Annotated in this window: 25 protein-coding genes and 1 tRNA gene; 11 read left to right on the top strand and 15 right to left on the bottom strand. The window is 54.4% G+C overall.

Annotated elements, in window-relative coordinates; genetic code table 11:
* Nucleotides 1-345 precede the first annotated feature (345 nt).
* A tRNA-Phe gene (locus JBO43_RS08775) sits at nt 346-421 on the bottom strand.
* Between the two features lie 170 nt (nt 422-591).
* Between JBO43_RS08775 and JBO43_RS08770 the strand changes: the two genes are divergently transcribed.
* Both JBO43_RS08770 and JBO43_RS08765 read left to right on the top strand, forming a co-directional pair.
* A complete protein-coding gene (locus JBO43_RS08770; protein ID WP_202674125.1) occupies nt 592-1,437 on the top strand; it encodes an AraC family transcriptional regulator in 846 nt (281 codons plus the stop codon).
* Between the two features lie 36 nt (nt 1,438-1,473).
* A complete protein-coding gene (locus tag JBO43_RS08765) occupies nt 1,474-2,064 on the top strand; it encodes a LysE family translocator (protein WP_103949852.1) in 591 nt (196 codons plus the stop codon).
* Here the strand turns inward: JBO43_RS08765 and JBO43_RS08760 are convergent.
* The 5 genes from JBO43_RS08760 to aspA all read right to left on the bottom strand — a co-directional run bounded on the left by JBO43_RS08760 (nt 2,061) and on the right by aspA (nt 7,633).
* Nucleotides 2,061-2,636 carry a transcriptional regulator gene (locus JBO43_RS08760; RefSeq protein WP_095280448.1) on the bottom strand — a complete coding sequence of 192 codons (576 nt, stop codon included), beginning with the start codon at nt 2,634-2,636 and terminating at the stop codon, nt 2,061-2,063. The two genes, JBO43_RS08765 and JBO43_RS08760, sit on opposite strands and share 4 nt — an antisense overlap.
* Before the next feature lie 47 nt (nt 2,637-2,683).
* Nucleotides 2,684-4,369: a protein-disulfide reductase DsbD gene (locus tag JBO43_RS08755; protein WP_202674124.1), complete on the bottom strand. Its 1,686-nt coding sequence runs from the start codon at nt 4,367-4,369 to the stop codon at nt 2,684-2,686.
* Nucleotides 4,345-4,668, bottom strand: a complete 324-nt coding sequence (cutA, locus tag JBO43_RS08750; protein ID WP_095280450.1) for a divalent cation tolerance protein CutA — start codon at nt 4,666-4,668, stop codon at nt 4,345-4,347. The genes JBO43_RS08755 and cutA overlap by 25 nt, the downstream gene beginning before the upstream one ends.
* Before the next feature lie 111 nt (nt 4,669-4,779).
* Complete coding sequence (locus tag JBO43_RS08745) at nt 4,780-6,081, bottom strand: anaerobic C4-dicarboxylate transporter (RefSeq protein ID WP_095280451.1); 1,302 nt, start codon at nt 6,079-6,081, stop codon at nt 4,780-4,782.
* A 115-nt stretch (nt 6,082-6,196) separates the two neighbouring features.
* Entirely contained in the window at nt 6,197-7,633 is a 1,437-nt protein-coding gene (aspA, locus tag JBO43_RS08740; protein ID WP_103948109.1) for an aspartate ammonia-lyase, read from the bottom strand.
* A gap of 334 nt (nt 7,634-7,967) precedes the next feature.
* Here aspA and JBO43_RS08735 point away from each other — a divergent pair, with 334 nt between their 5' ends.
* On the top strand, nt 7,968-8,438 hold the full coding sequence (locus JBO43_RS08735) for an FxsA family protein (protein WP_165790650.1): 471 nt from the start codon (nt 7,968-7,970) through the stop codon (nt 8,436-8,438).
* Nucleotides 8,439-8,523: 85 nt separating this feature from the next.
* Here JBO43_RS08735 and yjeH read toward each other — a convergent pair whose 3' ends face one another.
* Nucleotides 8,524-9,762: an L-methionine/branched-chain amino acid transporter gene (yjeH, locus tag JBO43_RS08730; RefSeq protein WP_095280454.1), complete on the bottom strand. Its 1,239-nt coding sequence runs from the start codon at nt 9,760-9,762 to the stop codon at nt 8,524-8,526.
* Between the two features lie 178 nt (nt 9,763-9,940).
* Here yjeH and JBO43_RS08725 point away from each other — a divergent pair, with 178 nt between their 5' ends.
* The 3 genes from JBO43_RS08725 to JBO43_RS08715 all read left to right on the top strand — a co-directional run bounded on the left by JBO43_RS08725 (nt 9,941) and on the right by JBO43_RS08715 (nt 12,529).
* Nucleotides 9,941-10,234: a co-chaperone GroES gene (locus JBO43_RS08725; RefSeq protein WP_003855929.1), complete on the top strand. Its 294-nt coding sequence runs from the start codon at nt 9,941-9,943 to the stop codon at nt 10,232-10,234.
* Nucleotides 10,235-10,274: 40 nt separating this feature from the next.
* Complete coding sequence (groL, locus tag JBO43_RS08720; protein WP_095280455.1) at nt 10,275-11,918, top strand: chaperonin GroEL; 1,644 nt, start codon at nt 10,275-10,277, stop codon at nt 11,916-11,918.
* Between the two features lie 257 nt (nt 11,919-12,175).
* The gene (locus JBO43_RS08715) at nt 12,176-12,529 is read left to right on the top strand and encodes a DUF4156 domain-containing protein (protein WP_095280457.1); all 354 of its coding nucleotides are present in this window, start codon (nt 12,176-12,178) and stop codon (nt 12,527-12,529) included.
* Nucleotides 12,530-12,641: 112 nt separating this feature from the next.
* On the opposite strand, the gene epmB is transcribed toward JBO43_RS08715, so the two are convergent.
* Nucleotides 12,642-13,670, bottom strand: coding sequence for an EF-P beta-lysylation protein EpmB (gene epmB, locus JBO43_RS08710; protein ID WP_202674123.1), 1,029 nt, complete (start codon nt 13,668-13,670; stop codon nt 12,642-12,644).
* 41 nt (nt 13,671-13,711) lie between these two features.
* On the opposite strand from epmB, the gene efp reads away from it, so the two are divergent.
* The 3 genes from efp (at nt 13,712) to ecnB (ending at nt 14,845) form a co-directional block, all read left to right on the top strand.
* The gene (gene efp, locus JBO43_RS08705) at nt 13,712-14,278 is read left to right on the top strand and encodes an elongation factor P (protein WP_095280459.1); all 567 of its coding nucleotides are present in this window, start codon (nt 13,712-13,714) and stop codon (nt 14,276-14,278) included.
* 181 nt (nt 14,279-14,459) lie between these two features.
* Nucleotides 14,460-14,591, top strand: a complete 132-nt coding sequence (locus JBO43_RS08700) for an entericidin A/B family lipoprotein (RefSeq protein ID WP_095280460.1) — start codon at nt 14,460-14,462, stop codon at nt 14,589-14,591.
* A gap of 107 nt (nt 14,592-14,698) precedes the next feature.
* On the top strand, nt 14,699-14,845 hold the full coding sequence (gene ecnB, locus JBO43_RS08695) for a lipoprotein toxin entericidin B (RefSeq protein WP_095280461.1): 147 nt from the start codon (nt 14,699-14,701) through the stop codon (nt 14,843-14,845).
* A 45-nt stretch (nt 14,846-14,890) separates the two neighbouring features.
* On the opposite strand, the gene JBO43_RS08690 is transcribed toward ecnB, so the two are convergent.
* The gene (locus JBO43_RS08690) at nt 14,891-15,490 is read right to left on the bottom strand and encodes a response regulator transcription factor (RefSeq protein WP_103948112.1); all 600 of its coding nucleotides are present in this window, start codon (nt 15,488-15,490) and stop codon (nt 14,891-14,893) included.
* A gap of 263 nt (nt 15,491-15,753) precedes the next feature.
* Here JBO43_RS08690 and sugE point away from each other — a divergent pair, with 263 nt between their 5' ends.
* Entirely contained in the window at nt 15,754-16,071 is a 318-nt protein-coding gene (gene sugE, locus JBO43_RS08685) for a quaternary ammonium compound efflux SMR transporter SugE (protein ID WP_095280463.1), read from the top strand.
* Here sugE and JBO43_RS08680 read toward each other — a convergent pair.
* The 6 genes from JBO43_RS08680 to frdA form a co-directional block, all read right to left on the bottom strand.
* Nucleotides 16,068-16,598, bottom strand: a complete 531-nt coding sequence (locus JBO43_RS08680) for a lipocalin family protein (protein ID WP_095280464.1) — start codon at nt 16,596-16,598, stop codon at nt 16,068-16,070. The two genes, sugE and JBO43_RS08680, sit on opposite strands and share 4 nt — an antisense overlap.
* A gap of 64 nt (nt 16,599-16,662) precedes the next feature.
* Complete coding sequence (ampC, locus tag JBO43_RS08675) at nt 16,663-17,805, bottom strand: CMY2/MIR/ACT/EC family class C beta-lactamase (RefSeq protein ID WP_202674122.1); 1,143 nt, start codon at nt 17,803-17,805, stop codon at nt 16,663-16,665.
* Between the two features lie 59 nt (nt 17,806-17,864).
* On the bottom strand, nt 17,865-18,224 hold the full coding sequence (gene frdD / locus JBO43_RS08670; protein WP_095280465.1) for a fumarate reductase subunit FrdD: 360 nt from the start codon (nt 18,222-18,224) through the stop codon (nt 17,865-17,867).
* Nucleotides 18,225-18,234: 10 nt separating this feature from the next.
* Nucleotides 18,235-18,630 carry a fumarate reductase subunit FrdC gene (gene frdC, locus JBO43_RS08665; protein WP_095280466.1) on the bottom strand — a complete coding sequence of 132 codons (396 nt, stop codon included), beginning with the start codon at nt 18,628-18,630 and terminating at the stop codon, nt 18,235-18,237.
* Between the two features lie 10 nt (nt 18,631-18,640).
* Nucleotides 18,641-19,375, bottom strand: coding sequence for a succinate dehydrogenase/fumarate reductase iron-sulfur subunit (locus JBO43_RS08660; protein WP_095280467.1), 735 nt, complete (start codon nt 19,373-19,375; stop codon nt 18,641-18,643).
* Nucleotides 19,368-21,158, bottom strand: coding sequence for a fumarate reductase (quinol) flavoprotein subunit (frdA, locus tag JBO43_RS08655; protein ID WP_095280468.1), 1,791 nt, complete (start codon nt 21,156-21,158; stop codon nt 19,368-19,370). The genes JBO43_RS08660 and frdA overlap by 8 nt, the downstream gene beginning before the upstream one ends.
* A gap of 307 nt (nt 21,159-21,465) precedes the next feature.
* Between frdA and epmA the strand changes: the two genes are divergently transcribed.
* Nucleotides 21,466-22,443, top strand: a complete 978-nt coding sequence (epmA, locus tag JBO43_RS08650) for an elongation factor P--(R)-beta-lysine ligase (protein ID WP_202674121.1) — start codon at nt 21,466-21,468, stop codon at nt 22,441-22,443.
* Nucleotides 22,444-22,546 lie beyond the last annotated feature (103 nt).

The following is a 22,546-nucleotide window of genomic DNA, read 5'->3' as shown; positions in this document are numbered from 1 at the left end:
GTGAAACGCCGTAGCGCCGATGGTAGTGTGGGGTCTCCCCATGTGAGAGTAGGGAACTGCCAGGCATCAATTAAGTGAAGAGGTCATCCGGAAGGATGGCCTTTTTGCGTTTTTGTCCTTTCTCAAAAATCCTCCAAACATACTGATCTCATTAAAACTCAGCGCAGAATACTGCTCCTGTCATAGCTTTTATAGCTTCTGGAACGTACAGATCAGGTGATTTAAAGGAGGAATGTTGGCAATGCTCAGGCAAGAAGAGTGGATATTTTACGTTGGTGGGGGCGGCCAAAACTACCGAATCCCCAAAAGCAAGAAACCAGCCCGTAGGCTGGTTTCTTTAAATAGTGGTGCCCGGACTCGGAATCGAACCAAGGACACGGGGATTTTCAATCCCCTGCTCTACCGACTGAGCTATCCGGGCAACGGAGCGCATTAAACCCTAATCCCGTTTGCCCGTCAACCCTAATTCGGGAAAAGCTGTTCAACTGCTTAACTTTACGGCAATCTGTCGGTTCCCGCAGCGAAATTGCACAAATCTTCCAGACAAAGGTCGTGCGAAACAGCAATGCTGGCAGTTGAGAGGAGGGCGGTATGGCGAACGACTGGCTTGAGCTACGTCAGCATGCAGATACAGGTATTGAAACCATTAAAGCGCACTTTGAAGGCCATGCCTTCGACCCGCACTGGCACGACAGCTATCTGGTGGGCATCACGCTTTCTGGCACCCAGCAGTTCCATTGCCGTCGCGAACGTCACCGGAGCCATCCGGGTGATGCCTTTTTGCTTGAACCCGGTGAAATCCACGATGGCGATGCACCGGTCGATGGTGGCTTTACCTATCTGACGTTCTACCTTGACGAGCAGTGGCTGAACAACACGCTACACGGGCTATATGAATCGACCCCCGGTAGTTATTCCCTGCATTTTGCGCAAACACTAACGCGCGAGCCGCAGCTGGTTCGTTCCATCGGTGAGACATTTAACTCATTGCATCAGGATGAAATGAAAATCGTCCAGCAGAGTACGATGGATAACTTACTGGCGCAGATCACCTCCCATTGCCACTGGCGGAAAAAGTTGCCCTCGCAGCTGCAAAGCGCGGCGGTGGCACATCGGGCACGCGATTACCTGTATGCCCATATGGGCGAAAATCTTGGGCTGTCAGATCTGGCGCGCGAGACGGGAACCGACCGCTTTACCCTGACCCGCTGTTTTAAACGCGAGTTCCACCTGGCACCGCACGCCTGGCTAATTCAGCTTCGACTGGCGAAAGCCCGTCAGATGCTGGCGCGTGGAGATCAGCCTGTGGCGGTAGCCGCATCGCTCGGTTTTGCCGACCAGAGCCATCTTGGGCGCTGGTTTCAGCGGGCCTATCGCATCACTCCTGCCCATTACCGAAAGTTGTGCACAAACCTTCCAGACGTTTCCAATAAATAGCGGCACAGTCAGAGCTCCAAAAATAAGGAGCTACCTGTGAATCTGATGCCGTTTCTGCTGTTTGCTTTTGTCGCCTCGATAACGCCAGGCCCGACCAACATCCTCATTCTGACCAATAGCCAGCACTATGGCGTGAAGGCGACCCTTCCCGCCCTTGTGAGCGGCTGTGTTGCAGCCAGCGCCATCGTGCTGGTCTCCGGTGCAGGTGCCGGAGAAATCCTGCGCCAGTACCCTCTGATTCGTCAAATGATGAGCTGGGCGGGTGTGCTGTGGTTAAGCTGGATGAGCTGGCAGCTGTTCAGTGCGCCAGCGGCAAATCTGACCAACGGTTCGTATCATCGTTTTACGGCGCGTGCGGCCGCGCTATTACAGGTGGTCAACCCAAAGACATGGATGATGGCACTGGCAGTGGTGAGCCTGTTTGCGCCGGTGGGAGATCATACGTTGCGGGATGTCGCGCTGATGGCGCTGTGGTTCTTAGTGATTTCGATTGGATGTCTGATGTGCTGGGCGTGGCTGGGGAAGGCGGTGAACCGCGTGTTTCGCACCACCGTGGCGATGGTGCGATTTCAACGCGTAATGGCCCTGTGCTTGCTTGTTTCTGCGTGGGCTGGGATGCTGGCTTAAGTCAGTGCGCCACCCATGCGGCACTGGGCAAAACGCAGAATATCTTCCGCCAGACGGTGTGCTGTTTCGACGTCAGTCAGACTGCGGTTGACCAGCATACGGCTCAGGCAGCCTTCCAGCACCAGTTCCATCTGTTTGGCCACCATCGCCGGATCGTCGACTTCTAGCGTCGTGAGCAGCTCGTGCGTAAAGTCGTGAGCGGCGCTTTTCTGCTGATCAGCCAACTGATGGATTGGATGGCCCGGATCGGGATAAAAAGTACAGGCAGCGATAAACAGGCAGCCCGGATAGCGATTATTACGAACGCAATCCGCCAGCGCAGTGTAGCGCGCCAACACTTTCTGCTCTGCCGTCAGCTCTTCGTTCAGCATCAGCTGTCTGCGCCAGATGTCCACCTGCTGGCTAAGGTAACGCAGGGCGTCGTAAAGCAGCGCCTCTTTGTCGGGCCAGAAGCGCCTAAGTTCATCCAGAGGATAATCGATGCGTTCGGCGACCATCTCAAGCGTGGTATTGGCGATCCCTTGTACTTCAAGTAATTGCAGGGCTTGCCCCAGTACGTCTTCACGTTGCACGGTTTTCTCCTCCCAATGCTAACGGTTTCTCCCGTTAACAGTGTCGTTTACGGCTGGCGATCGCGCAAATGTGCGCTGAATGCGGTTGCGTCCATAAATCCGGTCACACGCCCGGCGGGCTGCTCTTTGCCCTGTTCATTAAAGAACAGAATAGTCGGCAGGCCGAGCACGTTGAGTTCCTTCAGCAAGGCCTTGTCCTGCGCATTATTGGCCGTTACGTTAGCCTGCAACAGAACGGTCTCTTTCAGCGCGTTTTGCACCTGCGGATCGCTGAAAGTGTATTTTTCGAACTCTTTACAGGCCACGCACCAGTCGGCGTACAGATCGAGCATCACTGGTTTGCCTTTAGCCTGTGCCAGCGCGGTATTCAGCTCATCAACGCTGCTGATTTGCGTGAAGTTAAGATGTGCCTGTGTTTGTGCTGTCGTCGCGCCAAACGCCCAGTCCTGAAGCGGACGCGCACTTACCAGCGCAGCGGCAAGCAGAACAATCTGCACCATCCGCATCCACGGCTTTTGCGCGGACAGGCTAGTGATAAATGCCCAAGCGAAGAACGCAACGCCAAGAATGGCCCACAAACGCATCCCCCAGATATCGCCAATCACACGCTCCAGCAAGAATACCGGCAGGGCAAGAATCACAAAACCGAACGCCGTTTTCACCGTCTCCATCCACGGACCGCTTTTCGGCAACAGGCGATTGCCGAACACGGTGACCAAAATCAGCGGCAAGCCCATGCCCAGCGCATAGAGATAGAGTGTCCCGCCGCCGAACCACATATTCCCGCTCTGGGCGATGTACAGCAGGATGGCGCTCAGCGGTGCGGTGGTGCAGGGTGAGCAGATCAACCCAGCGATCGCCCCCATCACGAACACGCCGCCAGCAGAACCGCCCTGTTGACGATTGCTCATCAGCGTTAAGCGCGTCTGCAGGGACGACGGCAATTGCAGCGTGAACAGCCCAAACATCGACAGTGCCAGCAGGGTAAAGACTACTGACAGCCCGATGAGCACGTAAGGATGCTGAAGTGCGGCCTGAAACTGAAGCCCTGCAGCAGCCACCACAAGGCCAAGTGCGGTATAGGTCAGCGCCATTCCTTGCACATAGATAAAGGCCAGCAGCAGCGCACGGGCGGTGGATAAACGCTGTTTACCGCCGAGAACGATACCGGAGATAAGCGGGTACATTGGCAATACGCATGGCGTAAAGGCGATGCCGATCCCGATCAATAACGCCCAGAACGCAGAGAAAGGGAGTTCCGCGCTCTTTTCACTCGGTTCCTGAGAAGGGGGCGCAGAAGGCGCCGCCACGACTTCACTCAGCGGCACCACTTTGGTTTCCGGCGGATAACAGAATCCTGCATCAGCGCAGCCCTGGTACGTCACCGTCAGCGTCGCCCCCTGGCTTGCCTGACTTACCGTAAGCGGCACACTCAACTGATGACGGTAGATTTCGCTTTTGCCGTAGAACTCATCTTCGTGCCACTCGCCCGCAGGCAGCTGAGGCTCGCCAATCGTCGCATTCGCTGGGGTGATACTGACCTGCTTGCGATACAGGTAGTACCCGTCTTTGACCTGCCAGTTCAAATTCAGATCGTGCTGGTTTTGCTGGAAGTCGAAAACAAACGCCTGGTCGGCAGGGATGAAAGTAGAGCGGCCGGGCGCGTCAAACAATCCGGCAAAAACTGACGTGCTGCACAGCAGCAAGATCAGCGTAAAGAAGCGTTGAGCCATGAGAGATAATCGTTATCGCCGTGGACGACTGGCAGCACCAGCAGTTCCGGGGTTTGGTAAGGATGATGAGATTTGAGGCAATCAAGAAGCGCCTGTTGATGCGCGACGTTGGTTTTCAGCAGCATCTGGACTTCATACTCCTGTTCCAGCTTGCCTTCCCAGTAGTACATCGAGGTGGCACCGGGAAGAATAGTCACGCAGGCCGCGAGCTGTTCTGCCAGCACTTTGGCGGCAAGCTCCTGGGCAGTGGCTTCATCGGGTGCGGTACAGAGTACAACGACAGCGTCAGGTGTATTCACTACTCGACCTCCTCATCGTGAAAAAAATACTATATCACGCTGGGCCAAGGGGTATGAATGAATCGGGCCGCTAAGCGGCCCGATGATAACTATTTCTACATCTACAGTATTTTAGAGAATAAAACTGCCAATGACGAAGCCGAAGCAGACAGAGAACACCACGCCCATCGTGCCCGGAATAAAGAACGGATGGTTAAACACGAAGCGCCCGATACGGGTGGTGCCGGTATCATCCATCTGCACCGCCGCGACCAGCGTCGGGTAGGTTGGCAGAATAAACAGGCCGGAAACGGCGGCAAAGGAAGCAACCGCCGTCAGTGGAGAGACGTTCAGCGCCAGCGCCATCGGCATCAGCGCCTTGGCGGTTGCAGCCTGAGAGTACAACAGCGCGGAGGCCACAAAGAAAATGACTGCCAGCAACCACGGATGACCCTGAATGACCGAGCCCGCTGTCTCTTTAATCCAGTCGATATTGTTAGAAACGAAGGTATCGCCGAGCCATGCCACGCCGAGGATACAGATACAGGCACTCATCCCCGCTTTAAAGGTACTTGAGCTGAGAATGCTGTCCGTTTCCACACCGCACAGCACGGTGGTTAGCGTCGCAACGCTCAGCATAATAATCAGGATTGCGTTAGTCGTGTTCATCAGCGGTGTTGCGACCAGGCCGAGGCTTGGGCTGTTGACGATGGCATAAATCACCACGCACACCACGCCGAGCAGGAACAGCAGTACCGACAGTTTGGCGCGCGGTTTGATCTCCACTTTGTTTTCGCCGCGCAGCTCAATTAAACCTTCTTCAAGACGTTTCAGGTATACCGGATCGTCGGAAAGTTTAGAGTTAAACATCATGGTGACCAGGAACGACATCAGCAGCACGGCCAGCAGCGTCGATGGGATCACCACGGAGAGCAGATGGATGTAGCTCACGCCGTGGCCTTCCATCACGGATGACATGTAAACCACCGCAGCGGAAATCGGCGAGGCAGTGATCGCAATCTGCGCGGACACGACGGCGGTCGACAGCGGACGGCACGGTTTGATGCCTTGCTCTTTCGCCACTTCGGCAATAACCGGGAGTGTTGCGAGGGAGATGTTGCCGGTACCGGCAAAAATAGTCAGGAAGTAGGTGACAATTGGCGCAAGGATCGTGATGTACTTAGGGTTTTTGCGCAGTAACTTTTCGGTTTGGTTAACCAGATAATCCAGGCCACCCGCGATCTGCATCGCCGAGATCGCTGCAATCACCGCCATGATGATGGAGATAACGTCAAACGGGATTTTCCCCGGTGCGACACCAATGGCTGCGAGTACCAGCACGCCGAGCCCGCCAGCATAACCGATACCAATCCCCCCTAGTCTGGCGCCGAGAAAAATCGCGGCCAAAACGATAATCAGCTCAATGACAATCATAATCGCTTCCTTGAATGTTAGATGTTGGATACATAAATGTTATTTTTGTGATGTCCTATAAAAGCAAAAAGGCACGTCACAAGTGACGTGCCTTTCGGAAGTTTAACCCGAACTGTTATTGTTCGCTTTCATCGGTATAACGTTTCGCTTTGTAGGCCGGGTGCATCAGGTTTTGCGCCGAGAAGATATCATCCAACTCAGCTTCTGTCAGCAGTCCACGCTCAAGCACGACTTCGCGCACGCTCTTACCGGTTTCAGCACAAATCTTCCCGACGATATCGCCGTTGTGGTGGCCAATGAACGGGTTCAGATAAGTGACGATGCCGATAGAGTTATAGACGAAGCTTTCGCACACTTCTTTGTTTGCCGTAATACCGTTGATGCATTTTTCCAGCAGGTTGTAGCACGCGTTGGTCAAGATATGGATGGACTCAAACATTGCCTGGCCAATCACCGGTTCCATAACGTTCAGCTGCAGCTGACCCGCCTCGGAGGCCATGGTCACGGTAATGTCGTTCCCGATGACTTTGAAGCACACCTGGTTCACCACTTCTGGCACTACCGGGTTCACTTTGGCTGGCATGATGGACGAACCGGCCTGCAACTCTGGCAGGTTGATTTCGTTCAGGCCAGCGCGTGGACCGGAAGAGAGCAGGCGCAGGTCATTACAGATTTTGGAGAGTTTAACCGCCAGACGTTTCAGCGCACTGTGCACCATGACGTAAGCGCCACAGTCGGAAGTTGCTTCGATCAGGTCTTCCGCTGGCACAACCGCCAGATTAGACACTTCTGCCAGTTTCTGCACTGCCAGCTGTTGGTAACCGTCTGGGGTGTTCAGGCGAGTCCCGATGGCGGTCGCGCCAAGGTTGACTTCCAGCAGCAGCTCGGAGGTGCGCAGGATGTTGCGGGTCTCTTCGTTCAGCAGCACGTTGAACGCGTGGAACTCCTGGCCGAGGGTCATCGGCACCGCATCCTGCAACTGGGTACGGCCCATTTTCAGAATGTCCTGGAACTCAACGGCTTTACGCTGGAAGCCATCGCCCAGCTGGTTAATCGCGTCAATCAGTTTCACCACGGAGGCATAAACGGCGATACGGAAACCGGTCGGATAGGCGTCGTTGGTGGACTGGCACTTGTTAACGTGGTCGTTTGGATTGAGGTACTGGTACTCACCTTTCTGGTGGCCCATCAGTTCAAGACCGATGTTAGCCAGAACCTCGTTGGTATTCATGTTCACGGATGTGCCCGCGCCGCCCTGATAGACGTCAACCGGGAACTGGTCCATGCATTTGCCGTTGTTCAGCACTTCATCGCAGGCGGCGATAATGGCATTTGCAGCGCTTTTCGGAATGGTTTGCAGCTCTTTGTTTGCCAGGGCTGCGGCTTTCTTCACCATCACCATGCCACGCACAAACTCAGGGATGTCACTGATTTTGTTGTTGCTGATGTAAAAGTTTTCAATCGCTCTCAGAGTGTGAATACCGTAGTAGGCATCCGCTGGAACTTCCCTGGTACCCAACAAATCTTCTTCGATACGAATGTTGTTTAACATGTGAACCTTCTTTTAAAGCGGCCGATGGATTGTACTAAACACACAGTAGATATGTGGTTTTCAATATTTGCTGACCGACGATTATTCCCTCAATCAGCCAGATACTCGAGATCATATGCTGATGATAGCGAATTGCCGTAATCTGGATCACTTATTATCGCCCTCATCTCATGATAATTATTAATCTGTGAAATGAATCACCGCCTGAATATTTCCAGAAAAAATATCCGTGCAAACCGATTGAAATTTGGCTAACCGTCTCCATTTCAGAAAGACGCGAATCGCAAACCCATTCGGACAGAGGCCAGAGGCGTCTGCCACACAGGAGAAACCAGTGCGCTGGATACCTTTTATTGCCATTTTTCTCTATGTTTACATTGAGATTTCTATTTTTATCCAGGTCGCCCACGTGCTGGGTGTCTTGCTGACCCTGATCCTGGTGATATTCACGTCGGTGATAGGTATGTCGCTGGTGCGTAATCAGGGTTTCAAAAATTTCCTGTTAATGCAGCAAAAGATGGCGGCGGGAGAGAGTCCTGCGGCGGAGATGATCAAAAGCGTGTCGCTGATTCTTGCCGGTCTGCTGCTGATTCTGCCGGGCTTCTTCACCGATTTCATTGGTCTGTTACTGCTGTTGCCGCCGGTGCAAAAACTGCTGACCATGCGACTGTTGCCGCATCTGCGCTTTAACCGAATGCCTGGCGGGGGATTTAGCACCGGTCCGGGGAACGGGGAAACCTTTGACGGAGAGTACCAGCGCAAGGACGATCAGCACGACCGTATCGATCATAAAGACGACCGTTGATATGTGTTGCCCGGTGGCACTGCGCTTACCGGGCCTACGGTTTGTGCTCTTGTAGGCAGGATAAGGCGCAGCCGCCATCCGGCAATTAAACCGCACCACGCTTCGGCAAGAACCCCCACAGCCCCGCCAGCATCACGATGGCATACAAACTCTTCCAGCCAATCATTACCAGCAGCAGTAAACACAGTACCCCGCCGATGACCGCCAAAACGTTAAAGCGTCCTTTCAGTAATCGACACCCTGCCAGCATGCACAGCAGATAAATCATGATGAAAATGCCGTTGGCGTAAACGATAAGCGCGTCCAGATTGATGTTCAGCCAGTAGATACCCAACGTGCTCAGCACGCAGCAGCCCAGCACCGCGTTCAGTGCATTCAGCGGCAATTGACGTTTTGACAGGCGCGACAGTCGACTCTCCGGTTTGTACTGCGCCTGGGACCAGACCAGGCGGGCGAAACTCTGAATATAGATGTTCAGGCTGGCGAAGCAGGCGAGATAACCAATCACGCAGGCAATCCACAGAGCTTTGACACCAAACAACTGCACCACAATACCAGGTAGCGAAGCCGCCGCAGCCGCCTCAGCGCTGTAAGCGTTGAAATGCAGCACCAGCACCGTACAGGCCCAGTAAACCGTGCCCGCCAGCAGCAGGCCAATCATCAGGGCGCGGGGGAAATCGCGCTCCGGCTGTTTGAATTCCGACGCCAGATGAGCAAACGCCTCCAGCCCGACAAAACACCAGAACATCACCGAGAGTGCGGCGAAGAGCTGAGAATGATCGACGTCGGTGATGGCCGGGAAGGGAATTTCGCCGACATGGATGTCGCCTGCCCACCAGATGGCAGCAATCAGCGCGACGATCAGCACCGCAACCAGCGTTTGCAGATTGGCGCTGGAGCTGGCGCCGCGCGATCCCACCCACCAGACGATCGCCAACGTACCCAGCTCGGCAAACAGCAGCTGTTCGTCGTGCCAGCCAAACAGCGCCTGACCAAAACCGGTTGCAATATGCAGGGCGGCAGGAAGACCAACAGGAATGACCGACAGAAACAGCCAGCCGGTGACGCGCTCCAGCCGTGGGCCAAACGCCATGCCGACAAAATGCGCCACGCCGCCGGCGCTGGGGAAATGTCGCCCGAGCGTCGCAAAGACAATTGCAATCGGGAACACCAGCACAATCAACACTGGCCACGCCCACAGACTGTCATTGCCCGCCACCAGTGCCGCCAGCGCAGGCACGGCAAATACTCCGGTTCCTAACAAGGAGGTGGAGAGCAAACCAACACCCTGCGCCAGCCCTAGCTCCTGTTTGAGTCCACTCATCGACGTCGTCCTGCCACCATCAAAAGAGAGGCGATGGTAACACTTTCACAAATTTTTTTTCGCCTGCCCCTTGAAGGGGCAAAATCCGACCCCCATCTCTCAGGGCACCAGTCGGTAAACCTTTTACGGCCCGGCGTCTTCCATAACTGATAATGACTTTCTCAAAGGAGAGCTATCAATGAGTATTCGTCCGTTACATGATCGTGTGATCGTCAAACGTAAAGAAGTTGAAACCAAATCTGCGGGCGGCATCGTTCTGACCGGTTCTGCAGCAGCCAAATCAACTCGTGGCGAAATCATCGCTGTCGGTAAGGGCCGCATCCTGGAAAACGGTACAGTGCAGCCGCTGGACGTTAAAGTTGGCGACATCGTGATTTTCAACGATGGCTACGGCGTGAAATCCGAGAAGATCGACAATGAAGAAGTGTTGATCATGTCCGAAAGCGACATCCTGGCAATTGTTGAAGCGTAATCCGCGAAACGATACTGAACGAATTTGAGGAAATAAGAACATGGCAGCTAAAGACGTAAAATTCGGTAACGACGCTCGTGTGAAAATGCTGCGCGGCGTAAACGTACTGGCAGATGCAGTAAAAGTGACCCTGGGCCCGAAAGGCCGTAACGTGGTGCTGGATAAATCCTTCGGCGCACCAACCATCACTAAAGATGGCGTTTCCGTTGCACGTGAAATCGAACTGGAAGACAAATTCGAAAACATGGGCGCGCAGATGGTGAAAGAAGTTGCCTCTAAAGCGAACGACGCTGCAGGCGACGGTACCACCACCGCGACCGTGCTGGCTCAGGCGATCATCGCTGAAGGCCTGAAAGCTGTTGCTGCGGGCATGAACCCAATGGACCTGAAGCGCGGTATCGACAAAGCGGTTATCGCCGCTGTTGAAGAGCTGAAAGCCCTGTCCGTTCCATGCTCCGACTCTAAAGCGATTGCTCAGGTTGGTACCATCTCCGCTAACTCCGACGAAACCGTAGGTAAACTGATCGCTGAAGCGATGGACAAAGTCGGCAAAGAAGGCGTGATCACCGTTGAAGACGGTACCGGTCTGGAAGACGAACTGGACGTGGTTGAAGGTATGCAGTTCGACCGCGGTTACCTGTCCCCATACTTCATCAACAAACCAGAAACGGGTGCTGTTGAGCTGGAAAGCCCGTTCATCCTGCTGGCTGACAAAAAAATCTCCAACATCCGCGAAATGCTGCCTGTTCTGGAAGCCGTTGCGAAAGCAGGCAAACCACTGGTTATCATCGCTGAAGACGTTGAAGGCGAAGCGCTGGCGACTCTGGTGGTTAACACCATGCGTGGCATCGTGAAAGTGGCTGCGGTTAAAGCACCTGGCTTCGGCGATCGCCGTAAAGCTATGCTGCAGGACATCGCAACTCTGACCGGTGGTACCGTGATTTCTGAAGAAATCGGTATGGAACTGGAAAAAGCGACCCTGGAAGATCTGGGTCAGGCGAAACGCGTTGTGATCAACAAAGACACCACCACCATCATCGATGGCGTGGGTGACGAAGGCGCAATCCAGGGCCGTGTAACTCAGATTCGCAAGCAGATCGAAGAAGCAACTTCTGACTACGACCGTGAAAAACTGCAGGAGCGCGTAGCGAAACTGGCAGGCGGCGTTGCAGTGATCAAAGTCGGTGCTGCTACCGAAGTTGAAATGAAAGAGAAGAAAGCTCGCGTTGATGATGCCCTGCACGCAACTCGTGCTGCGGTAGAAGAAGGCGTTGTTGCTGGTGGTGGTGTGGCGCTGGTTCGCGTTGCCGCTAAACTGGCTGGCCTGACTGCTCAGAACGAAGATCAGAACGTGGGTATCAAAGTTGCGCTGCGCGCAATGGAAGCGCCACTGCGTCAGATCGTGTCCAACGCCGGTGAAGAGCCATCTGTTGTGACCAACAACGTGAAAGCAGGCGAAGGTAACTACGGTTACAACGCAGCAACTGAAGAATACGGCAACATGATCGACTTCGGTATTCTGGACCCAACGAAAGTGACCCGTTCTGCTCTGCAGTACGCGGCCTCTGTAGCGGGTCTGATGATCACCACCGAATGCATGGTCACCGACCTGCCAAAAGGCGATGCTCCTGACTTAGGCGCAGGCGGCATGGGCGGTATGGGTGGTATGGGCGGCATGATGTAATTTGCCCCACGCCCTGCATCCTTCAGGCTGCAGATGCGTTGGCTGCGTTCGTGAACCCCAGTCACTTACTAGAGTAAGCTCCTGGGGATTCACTCACTTGCCGCCTTCCTGCAACCAGAATGATTTGGGCGTTCGTGCTCCCAGAATTGAAAAACCCTCAGGCAGAAATGTCTGGGGGTTTTTCTTTTGGTCATCTTTTTAGTATAAGGTTTACACACGGACAACTCTTGTCCAGCTTATTGAAAACGGGGAATAACATGCGCGTTAAAGTCTGTGCAGGGATCGTAGGGGCAGCATTGCTGCTGGCGGGATGTAGCTCCAGTAATGAGCTCTCTTCGGCGGGACAGGGCGTTCGCTTTGCGGAAGATAAGCCGGGCAGCGAGTGCCAGCTGTTAGGCTCGGCAACCGGTGAGCAGAGCAACTGGCTGTCGGGTCAGCATGGCGAAGAAGGCGGCTCTATGCGCGGTGCGGCGAATGCCCTGCGTAATCAGGCGGCGGCAATGGGTGGCAACGTGATTTATGGTGTAAGCAGCCCAACACAAGGAATGTTGTCGAGCTTTGCGCCAACGGCCAGCTCAATGAACGGTCAGGTTTATAAGTGCCCGAACTGAGATAAGTGCGGGCTGATGCCCTCACCCCGACTCTCTCCCAAGGGAGAGGGCGCAAACATTAAAAACGGCAACGGGCGTTGCCGTTTTACTTTGACCTCTGCCACCTGCCTTTTTAGTTCTGACGCAGCTGCAAATCAAGCGGTGTTTTGCTCGGTTCACCGCCAATCTCGCGCGCCAGCTTCGGCACCATATATCCTGAGACCAGCGTCAGCAGCTCGCGCATAATCTGCCGGGCCTCTTCATCACTCACCATGAAATGCGCTGCACCCTGAACTCTGTCCAGCACGTGCAGATAGTAAGGCATGACCGAGGCATCAAACAGCGCATTGCTCAGGTCGGCGAGCGCCCGCGCGTTATCGTTGACTCCACGCAGCAGTACGCTCTGGTTCAGTAGTGTCACACCCACTTTACGCAACTGCGCCATCGCAGCGCGAAACGCGTCGTCGATTTCTCTGGCGTGGTTAATATGATTCACCAGCAAGACCTGCAGCCGCGACTGTTCGAAGCGTGCAACCAGCGTATCGGTGATCCGCGCCGGAATCACAATCGGCAGACGGCTGTGAATGCGCAAGCGTTTGATATGCGGGATCGCTTCGAGCTGAGTGAGCAGCCAGTCCAGCTCATGATCTTTCGCCATCAGCGGATCGCCGCCGGAGAAAATGATCTCATCCAGCTCAGAATGAGCCGCAATATAGTCCAGCGCCACCTGCCAGTTGCGCTTATTGCCCTGGTTTTCGGCATACGGGAAGTGACGACGGAAGCAGTAGCGGCAATTTACCGCACATCCGCCCTTCACCAGCAGTAGCGCGCGGTTCTGGTATTTATGCAGCAGGCCAGGCACCACACTGTTTTGTTCTTCCAGCGGATCGGTGCTAAAACCAGGCGCAGTAACGAACTCATCCTGTGAGGTAAGTACCTGTTTCAGCAGCGGATCGTCGGAGTTGCCTTTCTCCATACGTGCGACAAATGCACGCGGGACGCGCAGCGCAAAAAGGCGTTTTGCCTCACGGCCAGCGAGCAGGTTTTCATCAGTGTCTATATTCAATAGACGCAGCAGTTCATCAGGACTGGTGATTACATCGGCAAGTTGCGATAACCAATCTTCTCTGGACGGGGTATTTAGGGTTACAATATGCGCCATTTTGTGGCTTAGCTACCAGTTAACAATTTTCAGAGGGCCTTATGGCGACTTACTATAGCAACGATTTTCGTGCTGGTCTTAAAATCATGATGGATGGCGAACCGTATGCGGTTGAAGCGAGCGAATTCGTTAAACCAGGTAAAGGCCAGGCATTCGCGCGCGTTAAACTGCGTCGCCTGCTGACCGGTACCCGCGTTGAGAAAACCTTCAAATCTACCGACTCCGCTGAAGGCGCTGACGTTGTCGATATGAACCTGACCTTCCTGTACAACGACGGCGAGTTCTATCACTTCATGAACAACGAAACTTTCGAGCAGCTGGCAGCTGATGAGAAAGCCGTTGGTGATAACGCGAAATGGCTGCTGGACCAGGCTGAATGCATCGTGACCCTGTGGAACGGTCAGCCTATCTCCGTGACTCCGCCTAACTTCGTTGAGCTGGAAATCATTGAAACTGACCCAGGCCTGAAAGGTGACACCGCAGGTACTGGCGGCAAACCAGCGACGCTGTCTACTGGCGCAGTGGTTAAAGTTCCACTGTTCGTACAGATTGGCGAAGTGATCAAAGTAGATACCCGCTCTGGCGAATACGTATCTCGCGTGAAGTAATTCATGTTTACCCTAAATAATTCGAGTTGCAGGAAGGCGGCAAGCCTGAGAATCCCCAGGAGCTTACTTAAGTAAGTGACTGGGGTGAGCAGGCGCAGCCAACGCACATGCAACTTGAAGTAAGACGGGTAATGATTTGAGGCGCAGCGCCTGCTGCGCCTGATTGATTCAGGCAGGGATGATGAAACGTACCGTTAAAATTCTGCTGCTGCTGGCACTCTCCAGCGCGATTCTTTCCGGCTGCAACACCGCGCGTGGCGTCGGTGAAGATATTAAAGACCTCGGCCATGCTATTTCCCACGCTGCCAGTTAATCACGTCTAATACTCCGAAAAATTCTTCCTTTTCCGTCAACCGGCGGGATCTTGTCTATCCTTAAGTGGCTATACACAAATAACATTGGCTATAAAAGGAAGATATTATGGTTAAGAAAACAATTGCAGCGATCTTTTCTGTACTGGTGCTTTCTTCAGTATTAACCGCCTGTAATACCACGCGTGGCGTGGGTGAAGATATCTCAAGCGGCGGTAGCGCGATTTCTGGTGCAGCGACGAAAGCGCAGAATTAAAGCAGTGTTATCAGGACGGTACGGAACGGGTCTACCGCCGTACCGTCAGCTTTCGACTTCCTGAAGGGTCAAAAACGGTGAAAAACGGGTATCCATATGCAGCTTCATACGGATATTACGTTTGTAGGTATACACCGTCTTACTGTTAATACTGAGTTTGCTGGCAATTTTCTGATTGCTGGCGCCTTCCATCCACAGCGTTAATACTTTTCCTTCCTGACGAGTCAGCAGCGGCGCCGCAATTTGCGGTATCTCATAGCTGGCGCAAGAGCTCAGCGCGTCATTAATTACCGCCGCCAGCGTTTCAAGCCCGGTGCTTTTGCTCAGGGATGCCCAGAGTGGGAACTGTTGAATATAGTCCGACATATCCAGTTTCTCGCTGGACTGTAACAGAATAAAAGGCCGTGTCTCGCTGGCAATCAGCACCGAGGACAGCTGCTGGATATCATTCATATCCTGCATAAAACTGTTGAGATCAGCGATGACCAGCGTCGGTTTCCATTGCAGGATGTGCTCCCTGGCAAGGAACAGGTTGTTCAGACCGGTGACCATAAATGAGCCCGGGAACAGACCTGAATGATTGAGCCAAGCTTCAAACCCGGAGCGGGTGAAGTGACAACGGTCAATCAAGAGAATTTTAAACATGTTTTTTTTCGCATCAGGCAAAGGGTTTGGCTTGCTGCCATCAGAAAGCACACCATCATAGGGAAGTCGGATGAGTGATAAAGGACTGAACTCCGTTGCATACTGAGGCTATTTCAGGCTTTAACCGACTTTTCGCAAATGGATTGAAATAAAATCAGTTTGTGGGGAAAATAGGCGCTTCACTTATGCCTTGCTGGACGACCTGCAAGCGCTTCGACCACCGGGGACGGCCCCAGACTGTTATTTAAGTTAAGGAGCCCGATATGTCCTGGATTATTCTTTTGATCGCCGGTTTACTGGAAGTTGTGTGGGCCATTGGCCTGAAATACACCCACGGTTTCACCCGCCTGACCCCCAGTATCATTACCATTACCGCCATGATCGTCAGCATTGCGCTGCTCTCCTGGGCGATGCGCACGCTGCCCGTTGGCACCGCGTATGCCGTCTGGACAGGGATTGGCGCAGTAGGTGCAGCCATCACTGGCATTCTGCTGCTAGGGGAATCCGCGAGCCTGGCGCGTATCGCCAGCCTCGGGTTAATCGTCGCGGGAATTATTGGGCTAAAACTCAGCACTCATTAATGAGGCTGTTCCACCCAAATTAATTTCGACACATCAAACCCCTGCCGGGTCGCGATATCGAGCATTTGCTGTTTCATTTCGGCTGAAATGGTCGGCGTGCGCGAGAGAATCCACAGATAATCGCGATCCGGCCCGCATACCAGCGCATGGCGGTATTCCCGGTCCAGCGCAATCACGTTATAGCCGCCGTAGAACGGGCCAAAGAACGACACTTTCAGCGCGGCTCTGCTCGGGTCACCGGTAAAGTACGCTTTGCCGATCGACTGTTGCCACATGCCACGCTCTGGGTTGTATCCCTTGTTAATCACCTGAATGCCGCCGTCATCCATCGTGCTATAGGTGGCGGTGACGCGCTGAAGTCCACGCTCAAAGCGGTGATCGAGACGGGCGATTTCATACCAGGTACCAAGATAACGCTGTGCATCAAAATTGTTGACGACGGTAACGCCATTTGGCGGGGTAGGGGAACTACAGGCCACCACTAAAAACGCGGCTGTCACTGCGGCGATAACAGGCAAAATGCGCATAGAAGTTTCCTTGCTGTTTTTTTGTTAAGTGTAGATGACAGCAAGGAAAATGCGGGACAAAAGGTTATTTGAGCGCGTCCAGAATTTGATACGCAGCGTCTACACGAGCCGGGTTGGGATAGCTTTTATTCGCCAGCATCACGATGCCAAGATTCTTTTCCGGAATAAAGGCGACATAACTGCCAAATCCGCCGGTGGATCCGGTTTTGTGCACCCATGAGGCTTTCACGGCTGGCGCTGGTGGATTGACTGCCACTGCGGTTGTCGGGGCGAGCGCGATTTTATTATCGCTGCCGTCGACGATAGTTTTGGCTTTCACCGGCCAGTTCAGGATTTCCCAGCCTAAGCCCTGATACATCTCGCCGATACGCCAGTAGCGCGACTGTGCAAGCGTAATGCCCTGCTGCAGTTTTTCATCTTTAACGCTTGCCGGGTTCATGTTGGCCTGCACCCAGCTCGCCATATCTTCAATTGTGGTTTTGACGCCGTAAGCTTCGGCATCCAGCATCCCCGGCGAAACGTGAACCGCTTTGCCGTCGCGATAGCCCCAGGCATAGTTTTTCGCTTCCGCAGCCGGAACATTGAGCCAGGTGTGATTCAGTTTCAGCGGCTGGAATACACGCGTGGTCATCGCCTGTTCAAAGCTCATGCCCGAAGGTTTAACGGCGAGGGCGCCAAACAATCCAATGCTGGCGTTCGCGTAAAGGCGTTTTTCGCCAGGTGCCCACTGCGGCTGCCAGTGTTGATAGAACTTCAGCAGGGCCGCCTGGTCGGTGACTTCATCCGGCACCTGGAGCGGCAAACCGCCCGCCGTATAAGTCGCCAGATGCAGAAGATTGATATGTTCCCATTGTTTGCCCGTCAGCTCCGGCCAGTATTTTGTCACCGGGTCGCTGAGTTTAATCTCGCCGCGCGCAATAATGTCACCGCCGAGTACCCCAGTGAAGGTTTTGCTCACGGACCCCAGCTCAAACAGGGTTTGTTGAGTGACGGGTTTATTCCCGTCGATATCGGCTTTACCCCAGGTGAAATAGTGAGGTTTACCCTGATAAATGACCGCGACGGCCATACCGGGGATAGCCTGTTCCTGCATAAGTGGGGCGATGGTGCGATTGACGATGTCGGCAAGCTGTTTGTCTGTTGCCGGTGCCGCCAGCGTTGAGAATGACGTGCTGAGCAGTAAGGCACAGCAAAGTGATTTTTTCATCTGAGCATCTTCCATAAAAAAGCCCGCCGGAAGGGCGGGCCGGATGAAGACGCACAATATCAAATTGTGACGATAGCAACCAGGGTCACAACCGTCAGAATGGTCGCCAGACCGTAGAACACCCATTTGCCGTTTGGCACGTGGATTTTCAGGTCATGCATGGCGTGGTGGATGCGATGCAGCCCCAGCCAGAGCGGCAGAACAATCATCAGGAAGATAAACACGCGGCCAATGAAGCTACTGGCGAAGGCCAGCACGCGGTCGTAGCCCAGCGCATCACCGGGGAAAAGCCCCAGCGGCAGCAAAATCGCCACCAGCAGGATAATGACCGGTGCCACGATGGCGCTCCACATGCCGCCTGCGCCGAACAAGCCCCAGAATACCGGCTCGTCAGAACGTTTTGGGTTGGGATTAATCACTCAGGCCTCCTTACCAGAACAGTGCCACAAACAGAACGACCACAGTCACGACTGCAGTCACCGCCCAAAGCCCTTTAATGACTGGCTCTGGCCCCATTTTCTCGCCTTTCACGATGATGTTTGCAGCTTTCGGCGCCAGCTCAAACCAGGTTTTGGTATGCAGCAGCGCAGCGGCCAGCACGATCAGGTTCAGGATCACCACGATCGGGTTTTGCAGGAAGCCCACAAAACTGGCCCAGGTTTCCGGGCCGTGCTTCAGCGCGAAAACACCGTACATCAGCTCAAGGCTGAACCACACCGCCGGAACCGCCGTGCCTTCACGCAGCATATAGAAGCGATAAAACGGCAGTTTTTTCCACCAGGTAGCCGGCATTGGCCGCACGTAGGCTTTGCGTTTAGTCGTCATCATGCACTCCTTAGCGTGGTTTCAGGGTAGCGATAAGAAAGTCTTTCGAGCTTTCCACTTTACCCTGCTGAATAGCGGCGGCCGGGTCAACATGCTTCGGACACACTTCCGAGCAATAGCCCACGAAGGTGCAGCTCCACACGCCATTCTGGCTGTTCAACTGCGCCATACGTTCTTTCTTCCCGTGGTCGCGGCTGTCTTCGTTGTAACGATGTGCCAGAGTAATGGCCGCCGGGCCGATGAACTCCGGATTCAGACCAAACTGTGGGCATGCGGCGTAGCACAGGCCGCAGTTGATGCAGCCGGAGAACTGATGGTATTTCGCCATCTGCGCCGGGGTCTGGGTGTTTGGACCCTGATCCGGCGTGCGTGGGTTGCCGATGATGTACGGCTTAATTGCTTCCAGACTTTCGATAAAGTGGGTCATGTCGACCACCAGATCGCGCTCGATCGGGAAGTTGCCCAGCGCTTCGACCTTCATGCCTTTGGTGTACTCGCGCAGGAAGGTTTTACAGGCCAGCTTCGGCACTTTGTTGACCATCATGCCGCAGGAGCCGCAGATCGCCATGCGGCAGGACCAGCGATAGCTCAGGTCTGGTGCCAGGTTATCTTTGATGTACCCGAGCGCATCCAACAGGGAAGTTTGCTCATCAAAAGGCACATCGTAGAAAGCGCTGTGCGGTGCGGCGTCCACTTCCGGGTTGTAGCGCACCACTTCAATTTTCAACGTCTGCATCTCAGCCATTCGCCTTCTCCTTCTTATCGGCGGCTTCCGCTTCTGCCCCATAAACACGTTTCGCTGGTGGCAGCGTGGTGATCTTCACGTCGCTGTAGTCCAGACGGGTGGTGCCGTCCGCGTCGCGGTAAGCGAGGGTGTGCTTGAGGAAATTCACGTCGTCGCGTTCGGTACAGCCTTCGTCCAGACGCTGGTGCGCGCCGCGCGACTCTTTACGCGCCAGAGCGGAGTGCGCCATACATTCGGCAACGTTCAGGCCGTGGCCCAGTTCGATGGTGTAGAGTAGGTCGGTGTTGAACACGCTGGAGGTATCGGTAATGCGCACGCGCTTGAAGCGCTCCTGCAGCTCCGCCAGCTTATCGACGGTTTTCTGCATCAGTTCCGGCGTACGGTAGATCCCGCAGCCTTCTTCCATAGAAAGCCCCATTTCGTCGCGGATTTTCGACCAGTTTTCGGTACCTTCCTGGTTAACCAGCGCTTTCAGGCGTTTTTCGACATCCACCACTTGCGCGTCCAGCGCGGCGCTGTTGGCTTCACCGGCCGTTGCGGCGCGTTCCATCGCGCGTTCACCCGCCATGCGGCCAAACACCACCAGCTCGGCCAGCGAGTTGGAGCCGAGACGGTTCGCTCCGTGCAGGCCGACGGAAGAACATTCTCCAACGGCAAACAGCCCTTTAATACGGCTTTCGCACTGCTGATCGGTTTCGATTCCGCCCATAGTGTAATGCGCGGTTGGACGTACCGGGATCGGCTCTTTCACCGGATCGACACCGACGTAGGCTTTCGCCAGTTCGCAGATGAACGGCAGACGTTCCAGCAATTTCTTCTCACCCAGATGGCGCAGGTCGAGATAGACCACATCGCCGCGCGGAGTAGAGATAGTGTTGCCTTTGCGCCATTCGTGCCAGAACGCCTGGGAGACTTTGTCGCGCGGACCGAGTTCCATATATTTGTTTTTCGGCTCGCCGAGCGGCGTTTCCGGGCCCATGCCGTAATCCTGCAGATAGCGATAGCCGTCTTTGTTGACCAGGATACCGCCTTCACCACGGCAGCCTTCCGTCATCAGAATGCCAGAACCCGGCAGGCCGGTTGGATGATACTGAACAAATTCCATGTCGCGCAGCGGAATACCGTGGTTGAGCGCCATGCCCATGCCATCGCCGGTGACGATCCCGCCGTTAGTGTTGTAGCGATACACGCGGCCAGCACCGCCCGTGGCCATTACCACCGCATTGGCACGGATCTGCATCAACGTGCCTTCCATCATGTTCATTGCCACCAGGCCACGCGCATGACCGTCGTCGACCAGAATGTCGAGGACGAAGTGCTCATCGAAGCGTTGAATTTGTGGGAACTGGAGGGAAGTCTGGAACAGGGTATGCAGCATGTGGAAGCCGGTTTTATCGGCGGCAAACCAGGTGCGTTCGATCTTCATCCCGCCGAAACGGCGCACGTTAACGCTGCCATCCTCACGGCGACTCCACGGGCAACCCCACTGCTCCAGCTGGGTCATTTCCGTCGGGCAATGATGGACGAAGTAATCAACAACATCCTGTTCGCAAAGCCAGTCGCCCCCGGCAACCGTGTCGTGGAAATGATATTCGAAGCTGTCATGATCCTGCGCTACGGCGGCGGACCCTCCTTCTGCGGCAACTGTGTGGCTGCGCATGGGATAGACTTTTGAAATCAGTGCGATTTTAGCGCTTGGATTTGCTTGTGCTGCAGCGATCGCAGCCCGTAATCCTGCGCCGCCTGCACCTATAACGACAAGATCGGCTTGAAAAGTGTGCACGACATTCCTCCAGATTTTTGTTTTTTCGCAACGCGATAACCAACAGGTTTCGTTTGCCACAGGGGCGGTTGCGAATGCGTTTCCACTGCTCCTTTATGGGTAAAACAGTATAGCCTTATGGATGTGAGGGAAATTTGACGCGTTCGATTTTTTTGCTGTTAAGTCCGGCGATTTATCACGGCGTTTGATGAATTGCGTCACGGAATCGCACTGCCTGCTGAATCGAGAAAATTTACTGCGCAAAATTTGTCTCTCTTCCCGCTAACGAGTAGACTTCGTGCCCTTGTCTGAAACCGGAGAAATTCCCATGAGCGAAACGGCCACCTGGCAGCCGAGCGCAACCATCCCTAACCTGTTAAAACGTGCAGCAATTATGGCAGAAATCCGCCGTTTCTTTGCTGACCGTGGTGTACTTGAGGTGGAAACGCCGTGCATGAGTCAGGCGACGGTGACCGATATTCATCTGGTCCCGTTTGAAACCCGTTTTGTCGGCCCAGGTCATTCTCAGGGAATGAATCTGTACCTGATGACCAGCCCGGAATATCACATGAAGCGCCTGTTGGCAGCGGGGTGTGGCCCGGTGTATCAGCTGTGCCGCAGCTTCCGCAATGAAGAGATGGGACGTCACCACAACCCGGAATTCACCATGCTGGAGTGGTACCGCCCGCATTACGATATGTACCGCCTGATGAACGAAGTGGACGATCTGCTGCAACAGGTGCTGGAGTGCGCCGGAGCCGAAACGCTCTCTTATCAGCAGGCTTTCCAGCGTCATCTGGAAATCGACCCGCTGTCGGCAGACAAAACACAGCTGCGTGAAGTGGCGGCGAAGCTGGATCTGAGCAACGTGGCGGATACCGAAGAAGATCGCGATACTCTTCTGCAACTGCTGTTCGCCTTTGGCGTTGAGCCGCAGATTGGCAAAGATCGTCCGACGTTTGTCTATCATTTCCCAGCAAGCCAGGCGTCTTTGGCGCAGATAAGCACCGAAGATCACCGCGTTGCCGAGCGTTTTGAGGTCTACTACAAAGGTATTGAGCTGGCGAATGGTTTCCACGAGTTGACCGATGCCCGCGAACAGCAGCAACGTTTCGAGCAGGATAACCGTAAGCGTACCGCGCGCGGTCTGCCGCAGCAGCCAATTGATACCAACTTACTGGAAGCACTAAAAGCCGGTCTGCCGGACTGCTCCGGCGTGGCATTGGGTGTAGATCGTCTGGTGATGCTGGCGCTTGGCGCCGAGCAGCTTGGTGATGTGATTGCCTTTACGGTGGATCGCGCCTGAGGCGGGTTTTCCCCTCACCCTAGCCCTCTCCCAAAAGGAGAGGGGACTGTTCGGAGCTGCTTCTCCCTCTCGCAAAGGGAACTGTTCGGAGCTGCTTTCTCCT

It is taken from the genome of Lelliottia jeotgali (genome assembly GCF_016771845.1).
In the GTDB taxonomy this organism is placed as follows: Bacteria; Pseudomonadota; Gammaproteobacteria; order Enterobacterales; family Enterobacteriaceae; genus Enterobacter; species Enterobacter jeotgali.
Note: the sequence above shows the minus strand (reverse complement) of the source record. Positions and strands in the feature narration are given on the sequence as shown.